Below are 21448 nucleotides of genomic sequence, written 5' to 3' on the forward strand. Positions count from 1 at the left end.
CACCAAAGACGTGAATTCGCGCGGAACTGGCGCCCGCCGACGCCGTTCCCTTTCCCGTCGAGGGGCCTTCCGTCTCCGGAGCGCCCTAGTGGAACTGCCCAAGAACAAGACGGCCCTGGCCGCCGGCGTCGCCGTGGCCGCGACCGTGACCACGGCCGCGCTGGCGATGGCCGTCTGGCCCGCGTTGACCCGGCCCGATCCGCCCGCCGAGGCGACAGGGGACGACGGCCTGCGCATCCGCCTGGTCGAACCGCCCAAGGCGCTGGTCGCGCGCGCCAGTCCGCTGGACGTCGGCCTGTCCGAGGCCGCCCAGGCCATGGCCAAGGGCCGCGAGGCGCTGTTCGTCCAGACGCCGACCTTCCGTCCCGCGTCGCCGAGACCCGCGCCGACACCGCCCCGGTATGCGCCCGCGCGGGTCGCCCAGGTCGACGACGAGGACGATCTCGCGCCGCCGCCCGAGCCGGTCGACGACCGATGGCATCGTGAACGCGAGAGCGGCTACGAGCTGGCCCAGCAACGGTGGGAAGATGAACGCGAAGCCCGGCGTGAGCGCGATCGACGGGCGGCCTGGGAGCAGGCGCAACGCGACGATCGCCGACGCTGGGAAGAGGCTCGCGAACGGGATCGCTACGACGCCGAGCGCCAAGACGATCGCTACGATCCGCCGCTGCCGGAAGACGACGACGCTCCGCCGCCCAGGCGCTGGTGAGCCTAGCCGCGCCGGCCCTGCATCAGGGTCAGCAGCCAGCCGACGCCCAGGCCGCCGGCGACGGTCAACGGCAGAGTCACGATGTCGGGCGTGGGTTCGTGCAGCCACAGATCGCGGCCGGCCAGCAGGCCCCAGACGACGAGACCCCAGACGGCGCCGTGCACCGCCCACGGATACTGGTCCATCCAGCCTCGCAGGCCGGTCCGAGCCGGCGGTCCTTCGGCGGGTTCGACGGGACCGCCGCAGGCGGTGCAGGTCCAGCCGCCCCAGGGCCCGTGCGGCGCGGCGCCGGGACCGACCGGCGTCCCGCAGGCCTTGCAGCGCGCGGGCTCGGCGCGACGGCGGACCACCGACGGCAGGCCGCGCAGTCCCATGATCACGATGAAAAGATAGATGAGGAGATAGACGACCCGCGAGACGTCCAGGTCCTCGAAACTTCCGCCCATGCCCGCCCCCGAAACGCTACGCCGCCAAAGTTAGGGCGTGTCGCGTCTCGGGTCGAGGCTTCGGGACGAACCGTTTAGCGGATGCGGATGCGGACCGGGACGTCGATGAACGAGCCGGCGCGGCTCTTGCCATCGGGGCCCATCAGCTCGACCTGGAACTGCGAGGCCATCGAAACGGCGGCCTTGCCGACGCCCATGTCGGCGGGGAATTCGCTTTGCACCGAGCAGGCGGTCAAGCCGCCGTCGCGCTTGACCATGCAGCTGAGCATCGCTTCGGCGATCTGCGGCTGGACATCCTTCACCTGGGTGACGGCGGGCTGGTCGGCGCCCCCCTGGCTGACGGGGGTCGGAACGATCGAGACAGCGGCGGCGGCGAGCAACGAAGCGATCACTGGGTCTTCCCTACTGGTCTTTGGGTCCGGCCCGTTCGAGGCCGTCCGGTTTCATTTTGGGTCAGGCGGCGTGCGCCTGCTTCACCCTTTGCAACCCTTGAGCCGCCAAGTCGGTCAGCGACCGCAGGCCCAGCTCGGCGAAGATGTCGAAGGCGCTGGCCAGGGCCATCGCGGCCCGGTCCAGGCGGCCGTCGTCGCGGCCGGTGATCTCGACCCGGGCCTCGTAGAGGCGGGCCAGGTTCATCTGGGTCACCGCCCAGGTGGCCGGGTCGCGGGCGCCCGGGGTCGCGGCCAGCTCGGCCTTGAAGGCCATTTCGGCGGCGTCCAACACGGCCAGGTCGGCGGTCAGCTCGGCGCAGCGGGCCAGGCTGAGGGCGCGGTTGTTGGCGACCACGGCGCGCAGGGCCAGGGCCGGCTGGGTCTTGAGGATGTGCGAGGCGCGGTCGTAGCAGGTGACCGCCCGCTCGAAGCAGCGCTCCGAGGTGGTGGCCTCGCCCATGGCCTGCAGGCCGGCGCCCAGGGCGGCCTGGGCTCGGGCCCAGTCCATCGGGCTGTGGTCGGCGGTGACCGGCTCCAGCGCCGCGGCCAGGGCCTCGACCCCGTCGGCGATGTTGTTGATCTCGCCGTCCAGCTCGCCCAGTTGCACCAGGGCGGCGCCGCGCAGGGACTCCAGCCGCGACCAAGCCAGCGGTTCGAAATCGGGATCCAGGCCGGCCTCGGCCTCGCGGGCCTCGTTCAGCGCCACTTCGGTCAGGGCGCGGTCCTTCAGGCGGGCGGCGCAGGCCAGCAGCAGTTCGACGCGGGCGGCGCGCTGGTCCGCCAGCAGCAGGCGCGAGGCCCCGCCCTTGACGCGGCGCGCGGCCGACAGGCCCCGCAGCGGCGCCTCGAAGGCCTCGGCGGCGGCCAGGGCGCGGTCCAGGTCGTTCTCGCCCAGGGCCACGCGGCCCTCCAGCCCGGCCAGCAGGGCCTCGGCCATGGCGCAGCGATGGCCCGGCGCGGTCTTGGCCAGGGTCAGGGTGGCGCCGGCGGCGGCGTGCAGCCCCTCGTCGCCGAACAGGTCGGCGCCCAGCACGGCCAGGGTCGCCTGCTCGCAGCGGGCGGCGGCCAGGCTGTCCTGCTTGTGTTCGGCTTCGAAGATCTTGGCGGCGGCCTCGGCCTGGGCCGCGCCTTTACGTAGGGCCGTGGCGTCGCCCGAGCGGCGGGCCAGTTCGCGCCAAACGACGGCGGCTTCCAGCAGGCGATGGCCGCGATCCTTGGCGCCGATCCGGCCGGCGGCCACGTCGGCCGAGCGGGCCTCGTTGACCAGCAGCCGAAGGTCCAGCAGCTCCAGCAGCGAGGTGTCGCCGCCCGTCAGCCCGTCGCGATGCGCCGCCGCCCGGGCGGGCGCCCCGGCGTCGACTCCAAAGAGCTTCTTCAGATCACGACCGAAATCAAACATCGCTGCGCACTCCGCACACGGACCGTCCCACGCCGGGACGTCCGGCAAGGGTTCAACGCTCGAGTAGCAAAGCCGGAGCCAACGCGTTTAACAAGCGGTTAACGGGTGTGAAGATGGCGTTAACCATAAATATTTGGAGCTTGTTTACACTTCGTTCCCGAATGCCCGCCAAACCCCTGTTTTTGCACCGATTTGGCACACTTCTTGCTTGGCGGATCTTTATGGGAAAGCGCGTGTGGGCGCACTTGTTAGAACATTGTTCACTCAAGTGAAAATGACGTTAACCATAGAATTTAAGATCGCGTTTACCATCCGTTCCGGCGGAGCTCCGCGCGCCCTGCCCGGTCGGCGGTTCGCGGACCTCTAGAGGCCGTAGCCGCGCGCCATGGCGGCGGCGAAGATCGGGATCAGGGCGAAGACCACGAGCTCCCAGCCGAGCGCCCGCCGAACCTTGGCGATGTCGGCGTCGGAGGGGGCGAAGGCAGGATCGGCCTTGGCCTGCTTGCCCCACCGCAGGATGATGATCGTCGGCAGGATCGACAGCAGCCCGACCACCGCGAAGGCGCCGATCTTGGCCCAGAACAGCGGGTTCTCGAGATAGAAGGCCGCGCCCTTGGCGCCCCAGTAGACGCGGCAGAAGCCCACCACCAGGATCAGCCCCGCCGTCGCGCCGTAGGCGGCGTCCATCTTCACCAGGATCCTGAGGGACGAGCCGCTCAGGCTGGGCCTGACCAGCACCCGCTCCACGGACAGAAGCCCCGCCAGCGAGAGGATCAGCAGGTGGTGCAGGACGGCGAGAATGAGATCAGCCATGCCAGGCTCCGACTCGGTGGGCGGGACGCGAGCATGATCCGGAGAACGGCGTTCGTCACGGCGCCGCTGCCGGCCTCCTCCTCTGGCCAGCTTTCGCCCTCGTCTCTAAACAGAGGGACATGACCAGCTCCATCGACCTCTGGACCGCCTCGCTCTGCAAACCCGACCCTGGCTACGGCGGCTGGGCCCATGTCCGCCGCAACGCCGACGGGACCCTGGCCGGCGCGGCCGGCGGCGAGCGACGGGTGAGCGGCGCCAAGATGGTGCTGACTGGGGTGATCGAGGCCCTGACGGCGCTGGCCGAACTCCCGGCCGACACGGCCGTGACCCTGCACTTCGCCGATCCGGCCCTGGCCGCCGAGCTGGTGGCCGGCGACGGCGCCTACGCCACGGCCGAGCCCGAGGCCTGGGCCGCCGCCCGCAAGCTGCTGGCCGCCCGCCCGGTGCTGGTGCTGTCGCCCTTGTCGGACGCCACGCCCGCCGCCGGCTTCCTGAAAGCCTGGGCCGACTTCGGCCTCGACACCGCCAAGACCCGGGGCACGTTCAAGGCCGCGATCCCCAGGCCGAACCTGCTGAAGTTCCCAGGCTAGACGTCAGCAGTTCGGCGAAAGGGCCCTCGCCTTTTCTTGCACCGACCCGGCCTCCTCGGGTTCGACGGGCTTGCCGTGCGCCACGAGCCAGGCCCGCACGCGCGGCCAGCGGTCCAGCGTGACCAGATGCGCCAGACCCAGGCCGTCGTCGTCCTTCGCGTCCACGTTCGCGCCGCCCGCGATCAGGGCCAGGATCAGGTCGTCCGGGCCGCCATAGGTCAGGGCCTGCTTCAGCATCCGCGCGGCGTCCGCCGAGCCGAAGTCGTACCCCTTGGCGCGCAGGGCCGGCAGGGTCGAGGCGTCGCCGGCCACCCAGCGCCGCACGCCGGCGGCCTGATCGATCGCCGCCTCCAGGGCCCCGACCGAAGCGGGCATGCAGGCGTGCTCGCCGGCATATTCGGTCACCGTATGGCTCCGCCAGCCGACGCGGACGCGCACCGTGTTCAGGGGATTGTCGCTGACGCGCCCCAGATAGACCCGACGCAGCCCGTAGAAGTCCGCCGCCCGCGCCGCCGCCAGCACCCGCGCCACGTCGTCCGGCGCGGCTCGCCCTTCTCGCGGGCCGACGACCACGACGTTCTTGCGCCCCTGATAGATCACCCGCCCGTCGCCGCGGATTTCGACCGAGTAGGCCGGGCAGGCCCAGAAGCAATCGCCGCGGGTGAGACGCGCCGCCTTAAGGGAGCCCTCGGGAAAGCCGCCGTCGCACCCCGCCAGCAATGGGACGAGCAGGGCCAGCGCCGCGACGCCCGCGCCCCGCCCGCTCATCTCAGCGTCCCGCCACGATCAGGTCCGCCGTTGCCGGATTGCAGGCGAAGGGGATGTCGGCGAGGGTCGCCATGCGGATCAGCGCCTTGACGTCGACGTCGTGCGGCTGGGGCGACAGCGGGTCGACGAAGAACACCAGCATGTCCAGCAGCCCCTCGGCCAGCAGCGCGCCCAGTTGCTGGTCGCCGCCCAGCGGGCCGCTCTTCAGTCGGGTCAGGGCCAGGTCCGGCAGGGCCTGCAGGATGCGTCCGCCCGTGGTGCCGGTGGCGTACAGCTTGTGCTGGGACAGGAACGCCCGATGCGCCACCGCCCAATCCACCAGGGCCGCCTTCTTGTCGTCGTGGGCGACCAGGCCGATGGCGAGCGGCGCGTTGGCGGGCATGGGGATTCTCCAGGTTCCGGCTTCCTTCCTAGCCGCATCCCGGGGAAGTGGAAAAGCCGCGCTTGGAGAAACAGCGAACGCCGGTCGTCAGGAGAAGCGGATCTTGGTCGGGGCCGAGAACTCCGGCGTCCCCTTCTCGATCAGCATCTGGTCGTGCAGCGACAGCTTGGCGTTGGCGGCGAACACCCCGGCCGTGGCGCAGACGACCTTGCCGCCGCGCACCTCCAGCCGCACGCCCTTCACCTTCAGGGCCAGCTCCATCTCGAAGTCGAGGTCGGCGATCTTGACCGCGCCGTAGCGCAGCTCGATGCGCGGCTTGTGGGTGGAGGCGATCTTGTGGTCGTCGAGATCCTGGAAGAAGGCGTCGTCGGGGTTGGCCTTGGACTCCTCGACGCATTTCTTGAAGCGCTCCAGCTTCATCCAGCCGTCGAACAGCACCTTCTCGACCGACAGGTCCATCAGCTTGCCGACCTCGCGACGGCAGCCGCCCTCGACGTCGTCCCAGCAGGCGCTGGGAAACTTCTGGGCGGCCTGGGAGATCGCCTCGGTCAGGGGCGGGGCGTCCTTGCAGGCCTCCAGCGGATCGCCGCCGTCGGCGGCGAACAGGGCGCGCCAGGTGGTCGGCGCGCTTGCTGCGGCTTCGGTCATGGCGCGGTCTCCAGCGTGGGATAGTCCAGCTTCACCTCGCCGCCGTCGACGGCGGCCTCGAACCGCAGCGACACCGCCATGCCGGCCCGGGGCGGACCGTCGGGCGTCAGGACGACGACGCCGGGATCGGCGACCAGGGCGATCTCGGGACAGGGCGCTGGCGCGACCTTGGCGGGACGCGACGACGACGGACGGGCCCGGCTCAGCAGCTTGGCGACGCCGAAGCCGCCGCCCGCGGCCGCGACCAGGGCGATCAACCAGAACCAGATCGGCGTCGCCGGCGGCTTGGGCGCAGGCGGCGCTTGCGGCAAGGGCGGCGGGGCGACCACCACGGGAGGCGGCGCCGGCGGCGGCGGCTCGACGATCGCGACTGGAGGAAGCGTGGGCTCGACGACGGGCTCGGGCTCGACCGTCTTCGGCGTGAGGACCGGCGGGGTCTGGATCGGCGGCTTCGACACGACGGGCGGCGGCGGTTGAACCGGCGGAGGCTGGACGACCGGCGGCGGCGGCTCGACCACGGGCGGGTTCTGCAGCACCAGCGGCGGCTGGCCCCGCAGTCCGGCCGTGCGCCAGGCATCGGCCACACAGCGTCGCCAACGCTCGGGAACGCTGGCGTAGCTGGCGCAGGCGGCCTGGATCTCGGGGATCACGGCCAGCGGATCGGCCGGCGGTTTAGGCGTGACCGGAGGCGTCCTCGGACGGTTTTGCCAGGCCTCGATCAGCTTGGTGAGGTCGACCGGCTCACGGGTTGGCGGGGTCGTCGCGGGCGGGGTCGGAGTCGTCGACGTCGCGCCGGCCGGAGCGGTCGTGGACGGCGTCGCGGCGGCGGGCGCCGTTGTCGGGAACAGACGCTGGCAATAGGCCGCCGCGTTCGTCCGGCCGACATAGGACCGCAGGCATTCGGCATAGGTCCTGGGCGCGGCGGCGGCCGGCGTCGCGGCGGGCGCGGCGGTGGGAACGGCCGTGGTCGTCACCGGGCGCTGCTGGAACGCGGCGACGGGCGTGGCGATCGACAGCAGCAACGCCGCGACGAAGCCGCCGCGCCAGCGCCCGGCCTGGCCGCCTCCAACCCTGCCCAGATCCCGTGTCACTCCAGACGCCCCTTCAAATGGCGAGGAAGAGCGCGGGAGGGTCCGCCCGCGACAATGCGCGGTCAAGTAGAATTGAAGCTATACAGCAACCCATGGAAAGGGGTGCGAAGTCGCTATTGGCCCCAGTTGACGTTGAACGTCACATGCCGAACCAGCTTCAGGCTCGGCATGAAGGCGATGGCCGCCTTGACCGTCTTCCTGGGCATCGGCGGATTGGTGGGAACCGCCCGGCACTTCCGCAGGCGTCCGTCAGGCCGCCACCGGCATATCAGGTTCACGTAGATTTCCGGCGTCCCGGCGATGCTGGGGCCCGGGCCGACCGGCACGAGCTCAAGACCCCTGCCCGGCGCCTTCACCTCGGCGGTCCAGCGCCGGTTCGGCGTCATGGGATGCGGCAAGGCGAACCGGATCTCCACCTCGGCCGGCGCGTCGGAGATCAGGTGGAAGTCGCGTTCGGCGAGACCGACCGCCGCCGCGCCGTACCCCTGGCCGAATGGGGATTCGGCGACGGCCACGCAGTCGTGCAGCGGATCCGGCTTCGTCAGCGGCACGGGGCACCTGACGGTCGCCATGCCGATCGGTTCGGAACCCGCCGGCCGCGCGCCTTCGATCACCGCCCGATCCGGGCCACGAACCGGGCCGGGGCCGAGCTCGCCGCCGTCGGGGTGGCGGTACACATAGAGGAGATAGGACGGCTTGCCCGCGAACTCGGCCCGCCTGGTGGGCGGAATGCGCGTCAGCCGGGCCACTTTCAAGACGGCTTGGCCGAAGCCCTGATCGGCGAGGCCTTCGCCGACCACGATGCAGTCGAGCAGAACGCCCTTGTCGTTGGGCGTGCACCGCACCCGCGCCCAGCTGGACACGTGCGCCCGCCAGGCCTCGATAGGATAGTAGCGGCTGACGTCGTCGTGGTTCACCCGTACGGGCGCATCTGCCGGGATGGCCTCTTGCGCCAAGGCAGGACCCGCGCCGAGCAAGGTGGCCGCCAAGAGAACGCCAACCCCGCCCCGACGCATGGTGAGCCCTATCCCCGTTCCTTCGTCCGCTCGAACCGTACCTTGGGGAAGCGCTCGGCGACATAGCCGATTTCCCAGCTCGACTTGCCCAGGAACACCGGCTGTTCGTCGATGTCGTGGGCCATGGCCGTGCGGTGCTTGTTGACGAAGTCCTCGACGTCGGCGCGATCGCCGCCCAGCCAGCGGGCCTCGGCGTAGGGCGCGGCCTCGAAGATGCAGTCCAGGGCATATTCGTTGGCCAGGCGGTCGGCCATGACCTCGAACTGCAGCTGGCCCACGGCGCCGACGATGAAGTCCGAGCTGCCGATCATCGGGCGGAACAGCTGGGTCACGCCCTCCTCGGCCAGGCCTTCCAGCGCCTTCTTCAGGTGCTTGGCCTTCAGCGGATCCTTCACGCGCACGCGGCGCAGGATTTCCGGGGCGAAGTTGGGCAGGCCGGCGAAGCGCAGGGTCCCGGTCTCCGACAGGCTGTCGCCCACCCGCAGCACGCCGTGGTTGGGGATGCCGATCACGTCGCCGGCGAAGGCGTCCTCGGCCAGCTCGCGGTCGCTGGCGAAGAACATGATCGGCGCGTTGACGCTCATGGCCTTGCCGGTGTTCTGGGCCTTCAGCTTCATGCCGCGCGTGAAGCGGCCGCTGGTCAGGCGCAGGAAGGCGATCCGGTCGCGGTGATTGGGGTCCATGTTCGCCTGGACCTTGAACACGAAGCCCGAGACCTCGCTGTCGCCGGGGGCGATGTGGGTGTCGACCCCGCCCTTGCTGACCTTGGCCGGATGCGGCGGGGGGGCGTAGGCGCCGATGCCGGCCAGCAACTCGTTGACGCCGAAGTGGCGCAGGGCCGAGCCGAAGAACACCGGCGTCATGTGGCCTTCCAGGAACGACTGCACGTCGAACGGCTTGGCGGCCTCGGAGACCAGCATGGCCCCCTCCTCCACTTCCGACAGCTCCTCGGGGTCGAGGTACTGGACGATGGCGTTCGACTTCAGCGACACGGCGGGCGGATGGCCTTCCTCGTCGGTCGAGCTCTTCTTGGCGTAGGGGATGAAGGTCTGTGCGCGCAGGTCCAGCATGCCCTTGAACCGCCCGCCCGAACCGGCCGGCCAGAACAGCGGCGCGGGGTCCAGGGCCAGCTTGGACGACACCTCGTCCAGCAGCTCGAACGGGTCCTGGGCCTCGCGGTCCATCTTGTTGATGAAGGTGATGATCGGAATGTCGCGCAGGCGGCACACCTCGAACAGCTTCAGGGTCTGGGGCTCGATGCCCTTGGCGGCGTCCAGCACCATGATCGCCGCGTCGGCGGCCGTCAGGGTGCGGTAGGTGTCTTCCGAGAAGTCCTCGTGGCCCGGGGTGTCCAGCAGATTGAACATCAGGCCGTCGTGGTCGAACGTCATGACCGAGGCCGACACCGAGATCCCGCGCTCGCGCTCGATCTTCATCCAGTCGGACTGGGTGCGGCGGGCCTGGCCACGGGCGCGCACGGCGCCGGCCGCGCGGATGGCGCCACCGGCCAGCAGCAGGTTCTCGGTCAGGGTGGTCTTGCCGGCGTCGGGGTGGCTGATGATCGCGAAGGTGCGCCGACGGGCGGCCTCGAGGGCGAGGGAGGTGCTCATCCCCGGGGGTTAGCTCCCCGAGGCGTCCTTGTCACCCTCTTCGATGGACTTGAGCATGGCCTTGGCCGCCTCGGCGGCGGAGCCTCCGTGGGGGTCGTTGATCAAGGGCGACAGCAATCCCCTGGCCTCGGCCTTCTTGCCGCGCGCGATCAGCGCGCTCGCCGTCGCCATCCGAATCTCCGCCACCTGTGGCGCCTGCTTGAACGAGATCAGCAGCGCCTGCAGGGCGTTGTCCGACGGATAGTGCGGATCCAGACGGCGGGTTTCTGCGAATGCGTACAGGGTCTGGTAGCGGGTCGGGTCCAGCTTGAAGGCCGAGGCCAGCAGCGCGCCGGCCTGATCGTAGTCGGCCTGCTGGCGGGCCGGGTCGGCGTCGCCCGCCGCCACGAGACGTTGCGCCTCGAGGGCCAACGCCTCGACGTCACGCGGATCGGCCGCCAGGCGTTTCTTGAGAACGGCCGCGCCGACGGCGGGATCGCCCAGTACGATCTCGGCTCGGGCCAGGACCACCTGGGCGAAGGCGTCGTCGGGATAGGCGGCCGCGCGGGTCCGCAGATCGGCCAGAAGGGCCGCCTTGGAGGCCTCGGGCACGCCCGTGCGCACATCCAGGTCTTCCAGCATCAGCTCGGCCGAGGCGGGCATGGTCTTGATCGTGACCTCGGGCTTGGGACGCTTGGAGCGATCGATCTCGCGATAGTGGGACGCGCCGGCGTAGTAGAGGCGCAGCGCCTTCTCCAGCGCCGGAAGCGTCATGTCGGTGGCCTTGACCATGGCGTCGACCGACTTTTCGCCGTTCGAGATGGCGGCGATATAGGCCTGGAACTGCGGCATGCGCGCCGGCTCGCTCAGGAAATAGTGCGTGAGCAGCCAGGCCTGGGCGTAGAACTGCGTGCGCTTGGCCGGAGGGATCGTCCAGACTTCCTCGCCCAACACATCGCTCAGCGGCAGCCATTTGTTGTTGGTCAGATCGTACTGCCGCCCCTCGTCGGGCTTGCCGACATCGGCGCTCTTGCCGCGGATCTCGGCGGTCATCAGATACTCGGCATAGCCCTCGACGAACCAGGCCGGATAGACCGCCGGGAAATGCCGCATCATCAGGTGGTGGACGTATTCGTGCTGCAGCACGGACTGGCCCGCGCCCCGGATCGACAGGGCGTAGGTCTCGTCCGGCGAGGCGGAATAGAAGCCCGCGACGTTGCCGGGCATGGCGGGGGCCACCCGACGCAGCCCACCAATGCTGCCCACCATGTAGACCTTGAGCTTGGCTTCGGGTTCGCTCGGCGGTTCCAGGCCGTATAGGCTCCAGAACAGGTCGTCGAACGACTCGAGATCTTCGGCGGACTTGCGCAGGCCGCCCGTGTCGCCGTCGCTATAGATGATGAAGTGGCGGGTCTCGGCCTTGGTCCAGGTCTCGCCCGCCCCGGCCGAGCCCGCGAGCGTGGCGGCCAACACCACAGCGCCCGACACCATGCGGACGCACCAAGACAACTTCACGCGAAACGCCCCCGAAACTAAACCCCGGCCTCAGGCTAGAGGAAGCTCAACCGCAAGAAAAGACTCCGGAGACAAAACCCTAGGTCTTATCTTCTTCCAGTTCCGGCGCCGCGGCGTTGGCCGCCTCGACATCCTTGGCCTCGATGCTCTTGAGCATGGCCTGGGCCGCCGCGACCTCGGGGCCGCCGTGCGGATTGGTGACCAGGGGCGCCAGGATCGTGCGCGCCATCTCCAGATCGTTGACCTGGATCAAGGTCCGGGCCGCGTCGAGCCGCAGGTGGCCGATCTGCGGGGCCAGCACCACCGCCCGCACGCGGATGTCGGCCAGGCTCTCGGTCACGGGCTCCATGCCCCGGGCGTCGGCATAGCCGTGCAGGGTCTGGGGGTTGTCCGGATTGACCTTGAAGGCGCGGGCGAACAGCTTGCCAGCCTGGGCCAGGTTGGCGGCCCGCTGGCCGGGATCGCCCCGAGAGGCGGCCAACTTGCTCTCGCCCAGCGCCACCAGCGCCTCTTCGTCCTTGGGATCGGCGGCCAGCAGGTCGTTCAGGATCACTTCGCCGGCGGCGCGATCGCCGTAGACCGTCTCGGCCCTGGCCAGGACCAGCCGGCTGAACCGGTCCTTGGGCTGCTTGGCGGCGGCTTCGCGGATTTGCGCCAGCATCTCGGGTCGTTCCGCCTTGGGCACGCCGACCTTGAGGCGCTGTCCCTCCAGGATCAGGTCGTCGGCGCCCAGCGACAGATGCGTCACCGTCACCGGGGCGTCGAGCGGACCGGTGCGCGAAAGGCCGACGGCCGGAATGGGGCGGTGCATGTAGTTGGAAAGCTTGCGGGTCAGGCCCGCAGGGTCGTCGCCATAGACGTCCTTCCAGGACTGCACCGGATCACGCCCGTCGCGGACGGCGTCCAGATAGGTCGACAGCAGCTTGCGGCGCGCCGGATCGGACAGGATGTAGTGGGTCAGGAGCCAGGCCTGGGCGTAGTAGGCGTAGTGCTCGCGCGGGGTCTTCAACTCGCTGGTCCGCTTGGCCAGCACGTCCTGGATCGGGATCCACGAGCCCGGCTGCATCAGGGTTCGAGCCCGTCCCTGGTTGAACCCGCCCACCACCAGCTGCGTCCTGGCCAGGTCGGCGGTCATGTAATATTCGGCGTAGCCCTCGACCAGCCAGCTGGGATAGGCGCTGGGATAGTACTGCATCATGAAGTGGTGCACGTACTCGTGCAGCACCGTGTCGTCGCCCTTGTTGAGATCGACGGCGCCGGTGCCGCTATTGCGGATCGCCACGACAAAGACTTCGGGGAACCCGGAAAAATAGGCCCCGGCCAGGCCCGCCTTGGCTTGCGGCCGAACCCGTTGGAGCTGTTTGAGGTCCGAGACCAGATAGACCGGCAGCTTGCGAGGCGTGACCTCGTCCTCGGGCCGGCCGTGCATGCGGCGCAACAGGGAGTCGAAGTCCTCCAGCATGGTGGCGTATTCGCGAACCGACTTCTCGCTGCGGCCGTAGACCACGAAGTGTTCGCTTTCGGCCCGCAGCCATTCGGCCCTGACCGGAGAACCAGCCGCCAAGACAGCGGCCGCCAACAGCCCCGGCAAGAGCCGGTTCAGAAATCCACGCACGCGACGCCACTCCCCCTAACGTTGCACCGAAGCTAGACGGGTATCGCCACCATGCGCAAGACCGGCGATCAGTTGGCCGGCGCGGCCTTGTCGTCCTCGGCGGCGGGCTCCGCGCCAGTCCCGACCGGGCGGCGGCGGGCCACCGCCTGCTCGAACCGCGCGCGGGCCTGCTGGCGTTCGGGACCTCCGTGCGGATTGTTGAACACCGGCTCCAGCAGCGCGGCGGCCTCGTCGAAGCGGTCGCGGCGCATCAGGGCGTCGGCGGCCGCCAGCCGGAAGGCCGCCACCTGCGGCGCCAGTTGCTGGGCCTTCAGCAGGACGTTGACGGCGTTGTCGTTGGGATAGCCCGTCTCGCCGCGCCGGCTGATCCCATAGTCGTAGAGCAGCAGGGGAACGTTCGGATCGACCGCGAAGCCCTTGCCGAACCAGTTGCGCGCTTCGTTCAGCAGGCCTGCGGCCTGCGGCCGGTCGGCGCGGGCCTGCAGCATGAACGACCAGCCCAGCATCTGGATCGCCTCGACGTCGCGGAGATCGGCCTCGATCCGGCGCTTGAGGATGGCCTGGGCCTTGGGCCTGTCGCCGAAGTCGTTCTCGGCCCGCGCCAGGGTCAGATCGGCCAGCCGATCGTCGGGATAGCGGGCGGCGCGCTCGCGCACCATCGCCAGCACGGCCGGCCGGTCGGCGGGCGGCACGCCCATTTTCAGGCGCTGGTTCTCCAGCAGCAGGTCGTCGGCCGAGGGCGGCAGCCGCACGACGGCGGCCGGCGTGGCGCTGGGCGTGGGCCGAGGCATCCGCAGTCCCGGCAGCTTGGCCATGTAGCGCTTGAGCGTGCGGTCCAGATCGGCCAGGGGCATGCCGGCCGCCGTGACCATCTCGCCGACCGGATCGCCGCCGGCCGCCACCGCCCCAGCATAAGCCGTCAGGCGCTTCAGTCGCTCGGGATCCGACATCATGTAGTGGGTCAGGATCCAGGACTGCGCGTAGAACGCGTCGACGTCCCGGTCGCGGCCCTCCAGGGCCTGGCGGCTCAGGATCTGATCGTACGGGTCCCAGACGCGGCCGCGCAGCCAGGCGATCCGCTCGTTGGTCACGCCCAGTTCGACGGCGTCGGGCTTGAACCGCACCGTCTTGAAATATTCCGCATAGCCCTCGATCAGCCAGGACGGATAGGCGGCCGGCGCGTGCTGACTCATGAAATGGTGGGTGTATTCGTGGAACAGGGTGCCGCGCCCGCGGTCCTCCCCGCCCTCGATGCTCATGACCGCGAAGGTGTCGCCGATCGAGGCCGAGTAGAAGCCGCCGATCGCCTGGTCGAGGTCGGGCTTCACCCGCCGCAGGTCGGACCGGCGAGGCACCAGGTATATCGGCAGAGGCCGCCCGTCGGACCGCTCCATCGCCCCGTGCAGCGTTCGCAGCAGGCCGTCGAAATCCTCGAGATCGCGCGCGAAGCCCCGCAGCGTGTTCTCGCCGACGTCGCCGTACAGGACAAAGCCCGGCGTCTCGGTGCGCACCCAGTCGCCGCCCGCGCGGGCGGCGGCGACCCCGGGGCCGATCAGCGGCGCGACGGCGGCGGACAGGGCGAACGTCCGGCGGGACATCGAGCGCTGCGACATGCGGATTCTCCAGGCGGCGTTGGTCGTTGTGGCATGTCGGCACGCCATCGGACAACCATACGGTGCAGATTGAGTACGCCCAAAACGTGACGATCGGCGCCGGCGCGGCGCGCCGCGGGCGTTGCGACATCCTGGCCCGTACCCAGCCTACGAAAACCGGGGAACGACCCTAGTCATTGCAGGGTTTTAGAGTCATGCTGACGTTACTGCGGACCTGCCCACGTCAGAGGGGCGGCCGCGAAAGAGGAAACGACAATGGCTATGGTTCACGAGCCGCGTCACCGGCGCGGAGTCTGCACCCCTCAAGGCAACGCCCTTTGCCTGGGCACCGCGTTCGCGGGCCTGGTGATCCTGGCGGTGGTCCTGAGCTGGCTGTTCAGCCTGGTCGGCTTTCTGTAGGCGACCAGGACTTTTGGGACCACGAACGGGTCCCAGGGGCGCTTCAAGCCCCGGCGGTCAGGCCGCCAGACGCCGCCATACCTGGCGGTCCGCTTCAACGTTGCTGAGCGCGCCGGCCTTCTGGCGCTCGAACAGCGATCCCATGATCTCCAGACCCAGCTGCGCGTAGCGCACCTGCACCTGGTCGACCAGGCAGCCGCGCGACGGCGCGATGAACAGGGCCGCGTTGATGTCCGGGGCCTTGGCGATGATCAGGGCGGCCAGGCGCTGGGCCTTCTCCGGATCCTTGTGATGCAGCAGCGGCTCGGCGGCGTAGAGCTCCTGGCCCAGCTTGGCGACATAGTTCAGCGACACCTGCGCGAAACGATCGCTGGTGATCGGCGGGGTCAGTTCCGCCGAGTCGATGCTGAGAATGACGTCGTTAAGCAGGAAGAGCATCGGAACCCTGGTGAGGCCTGGCGGCGGCGGACGGGGAGGTCGGGGAGACGTGTGTCACCCTGCCGCATCGAGCTTTCGGTCCGGTTTAGGATCAGGGTTAACGGCGTGGGAAATGAGACGCCCGGATAAATGCGGGGACACGGAACAAGGCTTGGCGCGAGGGCCTCGGCGTCCCATGTGGAGGCCTCGTTCCGCCGGAGGCAGCGCTTGATCCCGCCCCACATCACCGCTGCCTTGCATGAGACCGGCTTCTGTCGTGTCCCGCCCGTCGAAACCGACGCCCTGCTCGGCTCCGAGGCCGTGGCCGGCTGGGACGCGTTCGCCGACAGCTGGAACGATCTGGGCCTGGACCGCTTCATGGCAGACGGCGGCCGCTATCGCCGGCGGCGGTTCGCGGCCTTTTCGGCTTCGCCGGAAGGCGTCGTGCGCAAGCCGCACCAGCCGCACTATCAAAGCCGCGACTACAACGGCCTGAACGGCGGGGTGCAGCGCTGGTTCGAGCCGGTGGTCGACGTGATCGCCGACCACCCGGTGACCCGGGGCGTGCTGGCCGCCGGCCTGGCGCTGTTCCATCCCCTGACGATCGATCCGCCCGCGCGCTGGCACGTGGAGCTGCACCAGTTCCGCATCGAGGCCGGCGAAGGCGAGGCGGGTCTGCCCACGCCGGAGGGCGCGCACCGCGACGGCGTGGACTGGGTGATCGTCATGCTTGTGGAGCGCCACAACGTGGCCAGCGGCGTCACCGACATCTTCGCCAACGACGGCCCCCGCTTGGGGGCCTTCACCCTGGAACAGCCGCGCGACACGGTGTTCCTCGACGACCACCGCGTGCTGCACGGGGTGACGGCGATCCATCCTCTAGAGCCGGGCCGGCCCGCGCGGCGCGACGTGCTGGTGGCGACCTTCCGGCGGGAATAGGCGCCACAAAGGCTGTCATCCCGGACGAGCGCGCAGCGCGAAGATCCGGGACCGACGCGTGAACTCAGCGCTTCCGGCGGTCCCGGATCGGCGGCCCTTCGGGCCTTGTCCGGGATGACAGTCGCTTCTTGAGCTACATCATCGTCAGCCCTTGGGATCGGCTTCCACCGGCTCGGTCAGGAAGTGCCGCCCCTCGCGATCCTCGATCTCGATCACCCAGATGTCCGGATCGATCCGCGCGGCGCGTTCGGCGTAGGCGTCCAGATCCGGCTCGAAGTCCGAGCGGACCGGCTGCATCCAGAAGCGCTCGCCGTCGCCCCGCGTGGCCTCGCTATAGAGCTTGGCGGTGTTGGCGCGGCGGTCGACGGCCTTGACCAGCACGGCCCCGGCCCGGGGATCGCCCTTGCGGGCCACCATGGCGAAGGCGCCGCCCAGTTCGGCGCGGCGGATCAGCGCCCCGACCCAGATGTCCGTCGAAAGTAGCATCGCTAACCGAACCGCAACCTCGGCGCCCTAAGGCTGCCTGCTGAAACCGCTCTCGCAGAATACGAGATTATGACGTCAAGAAAGACCCTTGGGGGTCGGATGGCGCGGTGGCTAGGGATTTTCGTCACGACCGCCGGGCTCGGCGCGTCGAGCCAGGCCCATGCCGCCTCCGCCGCCGACCAGCTCTACGAACGCACGCTGATGACCTCGGCCGATGCCCGCTGCCGGCTGTTCAAGCCCGCCGTGGGCTCGGCCCTGGACGCCGCCCGCGCCCAGGCGCGCGGCGCGACCCTGCGTTCGGGCGCCAGCGAGGTCCAGGTCCAGGCGGTGGAACAGCGGGCCCGCGCCAAGGCCGGGGCGGCGGCGTGCGGCTCCAAGGACCTGCAGACGGCCGCCGGCCGCGTGCGCCAGGCCTTCGACGGCTATTCGACCATGCTGCGGATGAATTATCCCGGCGACCGCGCCGCGTGGCAGGCCGACCGCTCGGTTTCGGCGACCATTCCGGTCTGGCGGCTGTCGCAGCCGGCCGGCTTCGGCGGCGACCGGCTGGTGTTCGGCCTGTCGGGCCGGGGCAACGACATGCTGGCCGTGGCGACCTTCGCCGACAACGCCCAGCCCTACACCGCCCGCCTGGTGCTGCGCGACACGCTGCGCACCCAGGGGCCGTACCTCAACGCCCGAAACGCCAAGGGCCTGGCCGCCAACGCCGCGCCGCGCAACGCCAGTCGGGTGTTCGGGGCCGAGACCCGCGACACCGCCCCCGTCACCCTGCTGCCGACCGGCGCCAAGACCGGCCTGTCGTTCCGCTTCCCCCGCGAAGCCGCCGACGCCATGAGCCGCCTGGACCCGCGCGAGGCGGCCACCGTCGAGTTCGTGTTCACCAGCCGCAGCGGCGTGGACGCGGTGCGGCGGGCTTATGTGGAGGTGGGGGATTTCGCGGCCGGGCGGGCTTTCTTGCGGTAGCTCAGGCCCTCCCCCTGTGGGGGAGGCGATCGCTCAGCGATCGGTGGGGGGAGTTTTAGGGTCTTCGATCCGAGATGCGGAGAGAGCCGATCACTTCCCCCTCCGTCGGCTTCGCCGACACCTCCCCCACGGGGGGAGGGCCCGACCGCGCTTTCAGCGCGGCGGGGCGAACTTCACGACGTTCGGGCCTAGCTCGGCCTCTTCCGGCTCGACCTCCGACAACGACAGCGGCTCCAGCAGCGGAGCCTCCATCGCCGGGCGCGAAACGCCCAGCAGCACCGGCATGCGCACCGAGACGCTGGTCCCCGCGCCGAGGCGGCTTTCGATATTCATCTCGCCGCCGTGCAGCTTGGCGAAGGCCCGCACCAGCGACAGGCCCAGGCCCGTGCCCTTGGCCCGCTGGTCGACGCCGCCGGCCTGCTCGTAGGGGCGGCCCAGGCGTTCCAGGTCCTCGGGACTGATGCCGACGCCGCTGTCGGCGACCACCAGTTCGAACTCGCCGTCGTGGCCGTCGGCGGTGACCGTCACCTGGCCGCCGCGCGGGGTGAACTTCAGGGCGTTGGACACCAGGTTCAGCACGATCTGCTTCAGGGCCCGGCGGTCGGCGTCGACCTCCAGCTCGCCCGGCGGCAACACGCCGCGCAGTTGCACCCCGGCCGCGTCGGCCTGGACGCGCAGCAGGCGCATGGCCGCCGTCACCGCCTCGCGGGCGTCGAACTCGCCGCGTTGCAGCTCGAAGCGCTCGGCCTCGATCTTCGACATGTCGAGCACGTCGTTGATCAGGTCCAGCAGGTGACGGCCGCTTTCGTGGATCAGCTCGGCGTATTCGCCGTAGCGGTCGGTCAGGGGGCCGAACATCCGGGCGCGCATGATGTCGGAGAAGCCCATGATGGCGTTCAGCGGCGTGCGCAGCTCGTGGCTCATATTGGCCAGGAAGCGGGCGCGGCCGGCGGCCAGGCCTTCGGCCTCGGCGCGGGCCTGCTGCAGGGCGGTCTCGCGGGCCTTGTCGATCGTGGCGTCGCGCATGACGCCGACCAGCAGGTCGGGCGAGACCTGGCGCAGGTCCAGGCAGACGGTGCGGGTGGGATCCAGCAGCGGGGCGAAGGCGACGCTGGCCTCGCCGGCGTCGAGGGCGGCGGCCAGGGCGGCGCTGACCTTCTGGCGGTCGCCGGCCATCGCGACCGAGGCCAGGCCCTCGTTGACCAGGCTGACCGTGGCCACGCCGCGCGGGGCGGCCCCGCGCACGCTCTTGACCCGGCCGTTGGCGGCGATGACCAGCAGCAGCTGCGGCGCGCCGTCGACCAGGGTCTGGAGGGTGTTGAGCTCGCCGACGTTGCGGTTGTCGCGCTCGCCGGCCCGGCGGTGGGTGAGGATCAGGCCCGAGGCCAGGCCGACGCCGACCGTGGCCAACGACAGGAAGCCCAGGATGAAGGCCAGCGGGCCGGTGGGCGCGGGCGGGGCCAGGCCCGACAGCTGGGTCAGGGCCGCCACCGCGCCGCCGATCAAGGCCAGGCTGGCGCCCTCGGCCAGGCGTCGGGGGGAAGACAGGGTCGAGGCGGCCGCCACCGGGGCCAGTATCCAGGCGCTCATCGCGCCCGAAACGCCTCCGGTCACCACCGCCGCACCCGCGCCGCAGGTGGCCCAGAGGACCAGGATCAGCGATTGCAGGCGCTCGTCGCGTCGGTCGCCGACGGCCAGGGCCGCGAGGGCGGGAAGCGCGCCGGCCGCCAGGGCCAGCCAGATCGGAAGGCCGACGACGCCGGGCGTGAAGGCCGCCGCGCCGGTCGCGAAGATCACGGTCGCCAGCCAGCCCAGCCGCCACAGATGCGCCGCGCCGAAGGCCGTCGTCGTGGACGAGGCCGGACCCGGCCTGGAGCCGGTCTGGAGCGGGGCGCCGTCGATGGGCAAGGCCGCGAGAATCCCTTTCGGTGAGTCTTCGTCGTCAAAGCTTAACGCGGGCCGGGGAGTCTCCCAAGGCCGCACAATCGGCGCGCGATCGTTAACGCCAGAGCTTCTTGTGGACGGAAACGGATTCGTAAGCGCCTTGGTTCATTCTGGCCCATCGAAGTTACGGACAGAAGGTCCGGGAGTCCCTGATGCCGCCACCGGCGATCACCGACGCATCGAGCCCCGCCGAGACGCCGCGCGAAAGCGCCGGCGCCGATACGGGCCTGATGTCGCAGACCACCGCCTTCCGGCGGGCGGCGGCGCGCGCGCGACGCCAGCAGGCGCTGGACGAACAGAAGCGCTCGTTCCTGCGCATGGTCAGCCACGAACTGCGCACGCCGCTGAACGCGGTGATCGGCTTTTCCGAGATCCTGTCCTGCGAGCTGTACGGCCCCCTGGGCGCGCCGCAGTACAAGGAATACGCCAGCCTGGTGCACGAAAGCGGCCTGAAGCTGCTGCGGCTGGTCAATCAGATCGTCGAGATCGCCCGTCTGGAAGGCCATGTGACCGACCTGGACCTGGGCGAGGAGAGCCTGGACGACGCCGTCGAGGACGTGGTCCTGCAGCTGCGCGGCGAGGCCTCGGCCCGCGGGATCAGCATCGTGGCCCCCGAGTGCGGAACCCTGCCCTGCCTGCGGGCCGACGGCCGGGGCTTGCGCACCATCCTGACCAACCTGCTGCAGAACGCCATCACCCACTCGCCGCAGGGCGGGCTGGTGGTGATCGAGGCCCGGCAAATCGACGGCGGCTTTGTCGAGGTCGCGATCCGGGACCATGGCGAAGGCGCCGATCCGGCCGACCTGGCCCGGCTGGTCCGGCCGTTCGAACAGGGCGGGGCCACCCTGACCCGGGTGTCCGGCGGCGCGGGCCTGGGCCTGCCGATCGTCGACCTGCTGACCCGGGCCATGGATGGAAGCCTGCGGCTGAAATCGGCGCAGGGCGAGGGCTTCACCGCCATCGTCACCCTGCCGGAAGCCACGGCGCGGACCTCGATGGCGCGCGCGCGGCCGTAAAGGTCTTCCCCTTTCGGCGCCGCCGCACTAAGTCCCGCCCATGCAACGCCCTATCGACGCCGCCCTCGACGAACTGGCCGACGAGTTCGAACTGCTCGGCGACTGGGAAGAGCGCTATCGCTACGTGATCGAGCTGGGCAAGGAGCTGGCCCCGCTCAGCGAGGCCGAGCACTCCGAAGCCAACAAGGTGCGCGGCTGCGCCAGCCAGGTGTGGCTGGTGACCCAGCCTCAGGCCGACGGCACGATCCTGTTCCGCGGCGACAGCGACGCCCACATCGTCAGCGGGCTGATCGCCATCCTGATGCGGCTCTATTCGGGACGACCGGCCCGAGACATCGTCGATTTCGACGCCGCCGCCGCCATGGCCCGGCTGGGCCTGTCGGAGGCGCTGTCGTCACAGCGGTCGAACGGACTGAAGGCGATGGTCGCGCGAATCCAGCGGGATGCCGGCGCGCTGGCGGGCTAACCGCCCTCCCGCGCGCCTCGCTAGGTTCAGAAGAACCCGGCGCGCGTCCCGATGAACCAGATCGCGATGATGATCAGCACCAGCTGCAACAGCCAGTTGACCGGCGACGGAATGGGGCTGCGCTGGACCGCGTAAAGAGCCAGGCCAAGCAGCACGAGGGCGACGACGATGACGATCAGAATGCTCATGTCGG

At 70.2% G+C, this 21448-nt stretch carries 24 protein-coding genes; 7 read left to right on the forward strand and 17 right to left on the reverse strand.

Translation table 11 applies throughout. From position 1 onward, the window contains the following. Positions 1 to 88 precede the first annotated feature (88 nt). Positions 89 to 709, forward strand: a complete 621-nt coding sequence (locus AC1DMQ_RS02870; protein ID WP_477032044.1) for a hypothetical protein — start codon at positions 89 to 91, stop codon at positions 707 to 709. Positions 710 to 711: 2 nt separating this feature from the next. Here the strand turns inward: AC1DMQ_RS02870 and AC1DMQ_RS02875 are convergent, their stop codons facing one another. The 4 genes from AC1DMQ_RS02875 to AC1DMQ_RS02890 form a co-directional block, all read right to left on the reverse strand. Continuing rightward, a complete protein-coding gene (locus AC1DMQ_RS02875) occupies positions 712 to 1155 on the reverse strand; it encodes a hypothetical protein (RefSeq protein WP_477032045.1) in 444 nt (147 codons plus the stop codon). Positions 1156 to 1229: 74 nt separating this feature from the next. After that, positions 1230 to 1547, reverse strand: coding sequence for a hypothetical protein (locus AC1DMQ_RS02880; protein WP_477032046.1), 318 nt, complete (start codon positions 1545 to 1547; stop codon positions 1230 to 1232). Positions 1548 to 1608: 61 nt separating this feature from the next. After that, positions 1609 to 2985, reverse strand: coding sequence for a hypothetical protein (locus tag AC1DMQ_RS02885; RefSeq protein WP_477032047.1), 1377 nt, complete (start codon positions 2983 to 2985; stop codon positions 1609 to 1611). A 363-nt stretch (positions 2986 to 3348) separates the two neighbouring features. Continuing rightward, a complete protein-coding gene (locus AC1DMQ_RS02890) occupies positions 3349 to 3798 on the reverse strand; it encodes a DUF2214 family protein (RefSeq protein ID WP_477032048.1) in 450 nt (149 codons plus the stop codon). A 119-nt stretch (positions 3799 to 3917) separates the two neighbouring features. Between AC1DMQ_RS02890 and AC1DMQ_RS02895 the strand changes: the two genes are divergently transcribed. Then, on the forward strand, positions 3918 to 4388 hold the full coding sequence (locus AC1DMQ_RS02895) for a ribonuclease H family protein (RefSeq protein WP_477032049.1): 471 nt from the start codon (positions 3918 to 3920) through the stop codon (positions 4386 to 4388). Between the two features lie 3 nt (positions 4389 to 4391). Here AC1DMQ_RS02895 and AC1DMQ_RS02900 read toward each other — a convergent pair whose 3' ends face one another. From AC1DMQ_RS02900 to AC1DMQ_RS02940, 9 genes are all read right to left on the reverse strand, one after another. Continuing rightward, complete coding sequence (locus AC1DMQ_RS02900) at positions 4392 to 5156, reverse strand: DUF6438 domain-containing protein (RefSeq protein WP_477032050.1); 765 nt, start codon at positions 5154 to 5156, stop codon at positions 4392 to 4394. A 1-nt stretch (position 5157) separates the two neighbouring features. Then, positions 5158 to 5538: a methylglyoxal synthase gene (locus tag AC1DMQ_RS02905; protein WP_477032051.1), complete on the reverse strand. Its 381-nt coding sequence runs from the start codon at positions 5536 to 5538 to the stop codon at positions 5158 to 5160. Positions 5539 to 5625: 87 nt separating this feature from the next. Further along, the gene (locus AC1DMQ_RS02910; RefSeq protein WP_477032052.1) at positions 5626 to 6186 is read right to left on the reverse strand and encodes a hypothetical protein; all 561 of its coding nucleotides are present in this window, start codon (positions 6184 to 6186) and stop codon (positions 5626 to 5628) included. Beyond that, positions 6183 to 7277: a hypothetical protein gene (locus AC1DMQ_RS02915; RefSeq protein ID WP_477032053.1), complete on the reverse strand. Its 1095-nt coding sequence runs from the start codon at positions 7275 to 7277 to the stop codon at positions 6183 to 6185. Before AC1DMQ_RS02915 ends, AC1DMQ_RS02910 begins: the two co-directional genes overlap by 4 nt. 113 nt (positions 7278 to 7390) lie before the next feature. Continuing rightward, positions 7391 to 8266 (reverse strand): hypothetical protein, encoded by an 876-nt coding sequence (locus AC1DMQ_RS02920; protein ID WP_477032054.1) that lies wholly within the window; start codon positions 8264 to 8266, stop codon positions 7391 to 7393. A gap of 35 nt (positions 8267 to 8301) precedes the next feature. Next, entirely contained in the window at positions 8302 to 9903 is a 1602-nt protein-coding gene (locus AC1DMQ_RS02925) for a peptide chain release factor 3 (protein ID WP_477032055.1), read from the reverse strand. A gap of 9 nt (positions 9904 to 9912) precedes the next feature. After that, a complete protein-coding gene (locus tag AC1DMQ_RS02930; protein WP_477032056.1) occupies positions 9913 to 11397 on the reverse strand; it encodes a tetratricopeptide repeat protein in 1485 nt (494 codons plus the stop codon). 79 nt (positions 11398 to 11476) lie between these two features. After that, on the reverse strand, positions 11477 to 12961 hold the full coding sequence (locus AC1DMQ_RS02935) for a DUF1570 domain-containing protein (protein ID WP_477032057.1): 1485 nt from the start codon (positions 12959 to 12961) through the stop codon (positions 11477 to 11479). 119 nt (positions 12962 to 13080) lie between these two features. Beyond that, the gene (locus tag AC1DMQ_RS02940) at positions 13081 to 14625 is read right to left on the reverse strand and encodes a DUF1570 domain-containing protein (RefSeq protein WP_477032058.1); all 1545 of its coding nucleotides are present in this window, start codon (positions 14623 to 14625) and stop codon (positions 13081 to 13083) included. Positions 14626 to 14880: 255 nt separating this feature from the next. Here AC1DMQ_RS02940 and AC1DMQ_RS02945 point away from each other — a divergent pair, with 255 nt between their 5' ends. Then, positions 14881 to 15024, forward strand: coding sequence for a hypothetical protein (locus tag AC1DMQ_RS02945; protein WP_477032059.1), 144 nt, complete (start codon positions 14881 to 14883; stop codon positions 15022 to 15024). 57 nt (positions 15025 to 15081) lie between these two features. Here AC1DMQ_RS02945 and AC1DMQ_RS02950 read toward each other — a convergent pair whose 3' ends face one another. Then, positions 15082 to 15462, reverse strand: a complete 381-nt coding sequence (locus AC1DMQ_RS02950; RefSeq protein WP_477032060.1) for a hypothetical protein — start codon at positions 15460 to 15462, stop codon at positions 15082 to 15084. 177 nt (positions 15463 to 15639) lie between these two features. Between AC1DMQ_RS02950 and AC1DMQ_RS02955 the strand changes: the two genes are divergently transcribed. Continuing rightward, positions 15640 to 16380, forward strand: coding sequence for a 2OG-Fe dioxygenase family protein (locus tag AC1DMQ_RS02955; RefSeq protein ID WP_477032061.1), 741 nt, complete (start codon positions 15640 to 15642; stop codon positions 16378 to 16380). Positions 16381 to 16524: 144 nt separating this feature from the next. On the opposite strand, the gene AC1DMQ_RS02960 is transcribed toward AC1DMQ_RS02955, so the two are convergent. Beyond that, a complete protein-coding gene (locus tag AC1DMQ_RS02960) occupies positions 16525 to 16866 on the reverse strand; it encodes a DUF1491 family protein (protein ID WP_477032062.1) in 342 nt (113 codons plus the stop codon). 69 nt (positions 16867 to 16935) lie between these two features. On the opposite strand from AC1DMQ_RS02960, the gene AC1DMQ_RS02965 reads away from it, so the two are divergent. After that, on the forward strand, positions 16936 to 17829 hold the full coding sequence (locus AC1DMQ_RS02965; RefSeq protein WP_477032063.1) for a hypothetical protein: 894 nt from the start codon (positions 16936 to 16938) through the stop codon (positions 17827 to 17829). A 153-nt stretch (positions 17830 to 17982) separates the two neighbouring features. Here AC1DMQ_RS02965 and divJ read toward each other — a convergent pair whose 3' ends face one another. Beyond that, positions 17983 to 19737, reverse strand: a complete 1755-nt coding sequence (divJ, locus tag AC1DMQ_RS02970) for a cell cycle sensor histidine kinase DivJ (RefSeq protein WP_477032064.1) — start codon at positions 19735 to 19737, stop codon at positions 17983 to 17985. A 188-nt stretch (positions 19738 to 19925) separates the two neighbouring features. On the opposite strand from divJ, the gene AC1DMQ_RS02975 reads away from it, so the two are divergent. Together AC1DMQ_RS02975 and AC1DMQ_RS02980 are read left to right on the forward strand one after the other, a co-directional pair. Beyond that, complete coding sequence (locus AC1DMQ_RS02975; protein WP_477032065.1) at positions 19926 to 20789, forward strand: sensor histidine kinase; 864 nt, start codon at positions 19926 to 19928, stop codon at positions 20787 to 20789. 40 nt (positions 20790 to 20829) lie between these two features. Continuing rightward, positions 20830 to 21255, forward strand: coding sequence for a SufE family protein (locus tag AC1DMQ_RS02980; protein WP_477032066.1), 426 nt, complete (start codon positions 20830 to 20832; stop codon positions 21253 to 21255). 26 nt (positions 21256 to 21281) lie between these two features. Here the strand turns inward: AC1DMQ_RS02980 and AC1DMQ_RS02985 are convergent, their stop codons facing one another. Then, on the reverse strand, positions 21282 to 21443 hold the full coding sequence (locus AC1DMQ_RS02985; RefSeq protein ID WP_477032067.1) for a hypothetical protein: 162 nt from the start codon (positions 21441 to 21443) through the stop codon (positions 21282 to 21284). Positions 21444 to 21448: the final 5 nt, after the last annotated feature.

The sequence above is a fragment of the Caulobacter sp. 05L422 genome, assembly GCF_056397765.1.

Bases quoted from the DNA above. Each gene is read 5' to 3' on its own strand.
- AC1DMQ_RS02925 (WP_477032055.1), bottom strand. From the start codon at position 9,903: ATGAGCACCTCCCTCGCCCTCGAGGCCGCCCGTCGGCGCACCTTCGCG.
- AC1DMQ_RS02905 (WP_477032051.1), bottom strand. From the start codon at position 5,538: ATGCCCGCCAACGCGCCGCTCGCCATCGGCCTGGTCGCCCACGACGAC.
- AC1DMQ_RS02975 (WP_477032065.1), top strand. From the start codon at position 19,926: ATGCCGCCACCGGCGATCACCGACGCATCGAGCCCCGCCGAGACGCCG.
- AC1DMQ_RS02965 (WP_477032063.1), top strand. From the start codon at position 16,936: ATGACGTCAAGAAAGACCCTTGGGGGTCGGATGGCGCGGTGGCTAGGG.
- AC1DMQ_RS02900 (WP_477032050.1), bottom strand. From the start codon at position 5,156: ATGAGCGGGCGGGGCGCGGGCGTCGCGGCGCTGGCCCTGCTCGTCCCA.
- AC1DMQ_RS02895 (WP_477032049.1), top strand. From the start codon at position 3,918: ATGACCAGCTCCATCGACCTCTGGACCGCCTCGCTCTGCAAACCCGAC.
- AC1DMQ_RS02890 (WP_477032048.1), bottom strand. From the start codon at position 3,798: ATGGCTGATCTCATTCTCGCCGTCCTGCACCACCTGCTGATCCTCTCG.
- AC1DMQ_RS02910 (WP_477032052.1), bottom strand. From the start codon at position 6,186: ATGACCGAAGCCGCAGCAAGCGCGCCGACCACCTGGCGCGCCCTGTTC.
- AC1DMQ_RS02950 (WP_477032060.1), bottom strand. From the start codon at position 15,462: ATGCTCTTCCTGCTTAACGACGTCATTCTCAGCATCGACTCGGCGGAA.
- AC1DMQ_RS02875 (WP_477032045.1), bottom strand. From the start codon at position 1,155: ATGGGCGGAAGTTTCGAGGACCTGGACGTCTCGCGGGTCGTCTATCTC.
- AC1DMQ_RS02940 (WP_477032058.1), bottom strand. From the start codon at position 14,625: ATGTCGCAGCGCTCGATGTCCCGCCGGACGTTCGCCCTGTCCGCCGCC.
- AC1DMQ_RS02960 (WP_477032062.1), bottom strand. From the start codon at position 16,866: ATGCTACTTTCGACGGACATCTGGGTCGGGGCGCTGATCCGCCGCGCC.
- AC1DMQ_RS02985 (WP_477032067.1), bottom strand. From the start codon at position 21,443: ATGAGCATTCTGATCGTCATCGTCGTCGCCCTCGTGCTGCTTGGCCTG.
- AC1DMQ_RS02885 (WP_477032047.1), bottom strand. From the start codon at position 2,985: ATGTTTGATTTCGGTCGTGATCTGAAGAAGCTCTTTGGAGTCGACGCC.
- AC1DMQ_RS02980 (WP_477032066.1), top strand. From the start codon at position 20,830: ATGCAACGCCCTATCGACGCCGCCCTCGACGAACTGGCCGACGAGTTC.
- AC1DMQ_RS02945 (WP_477032059.1), top strand. From the start codon at position 14,881: ATGGCTATGGTTCACGAGCCGCGTCACCGGCGCGGAGTCTGCACCCCT.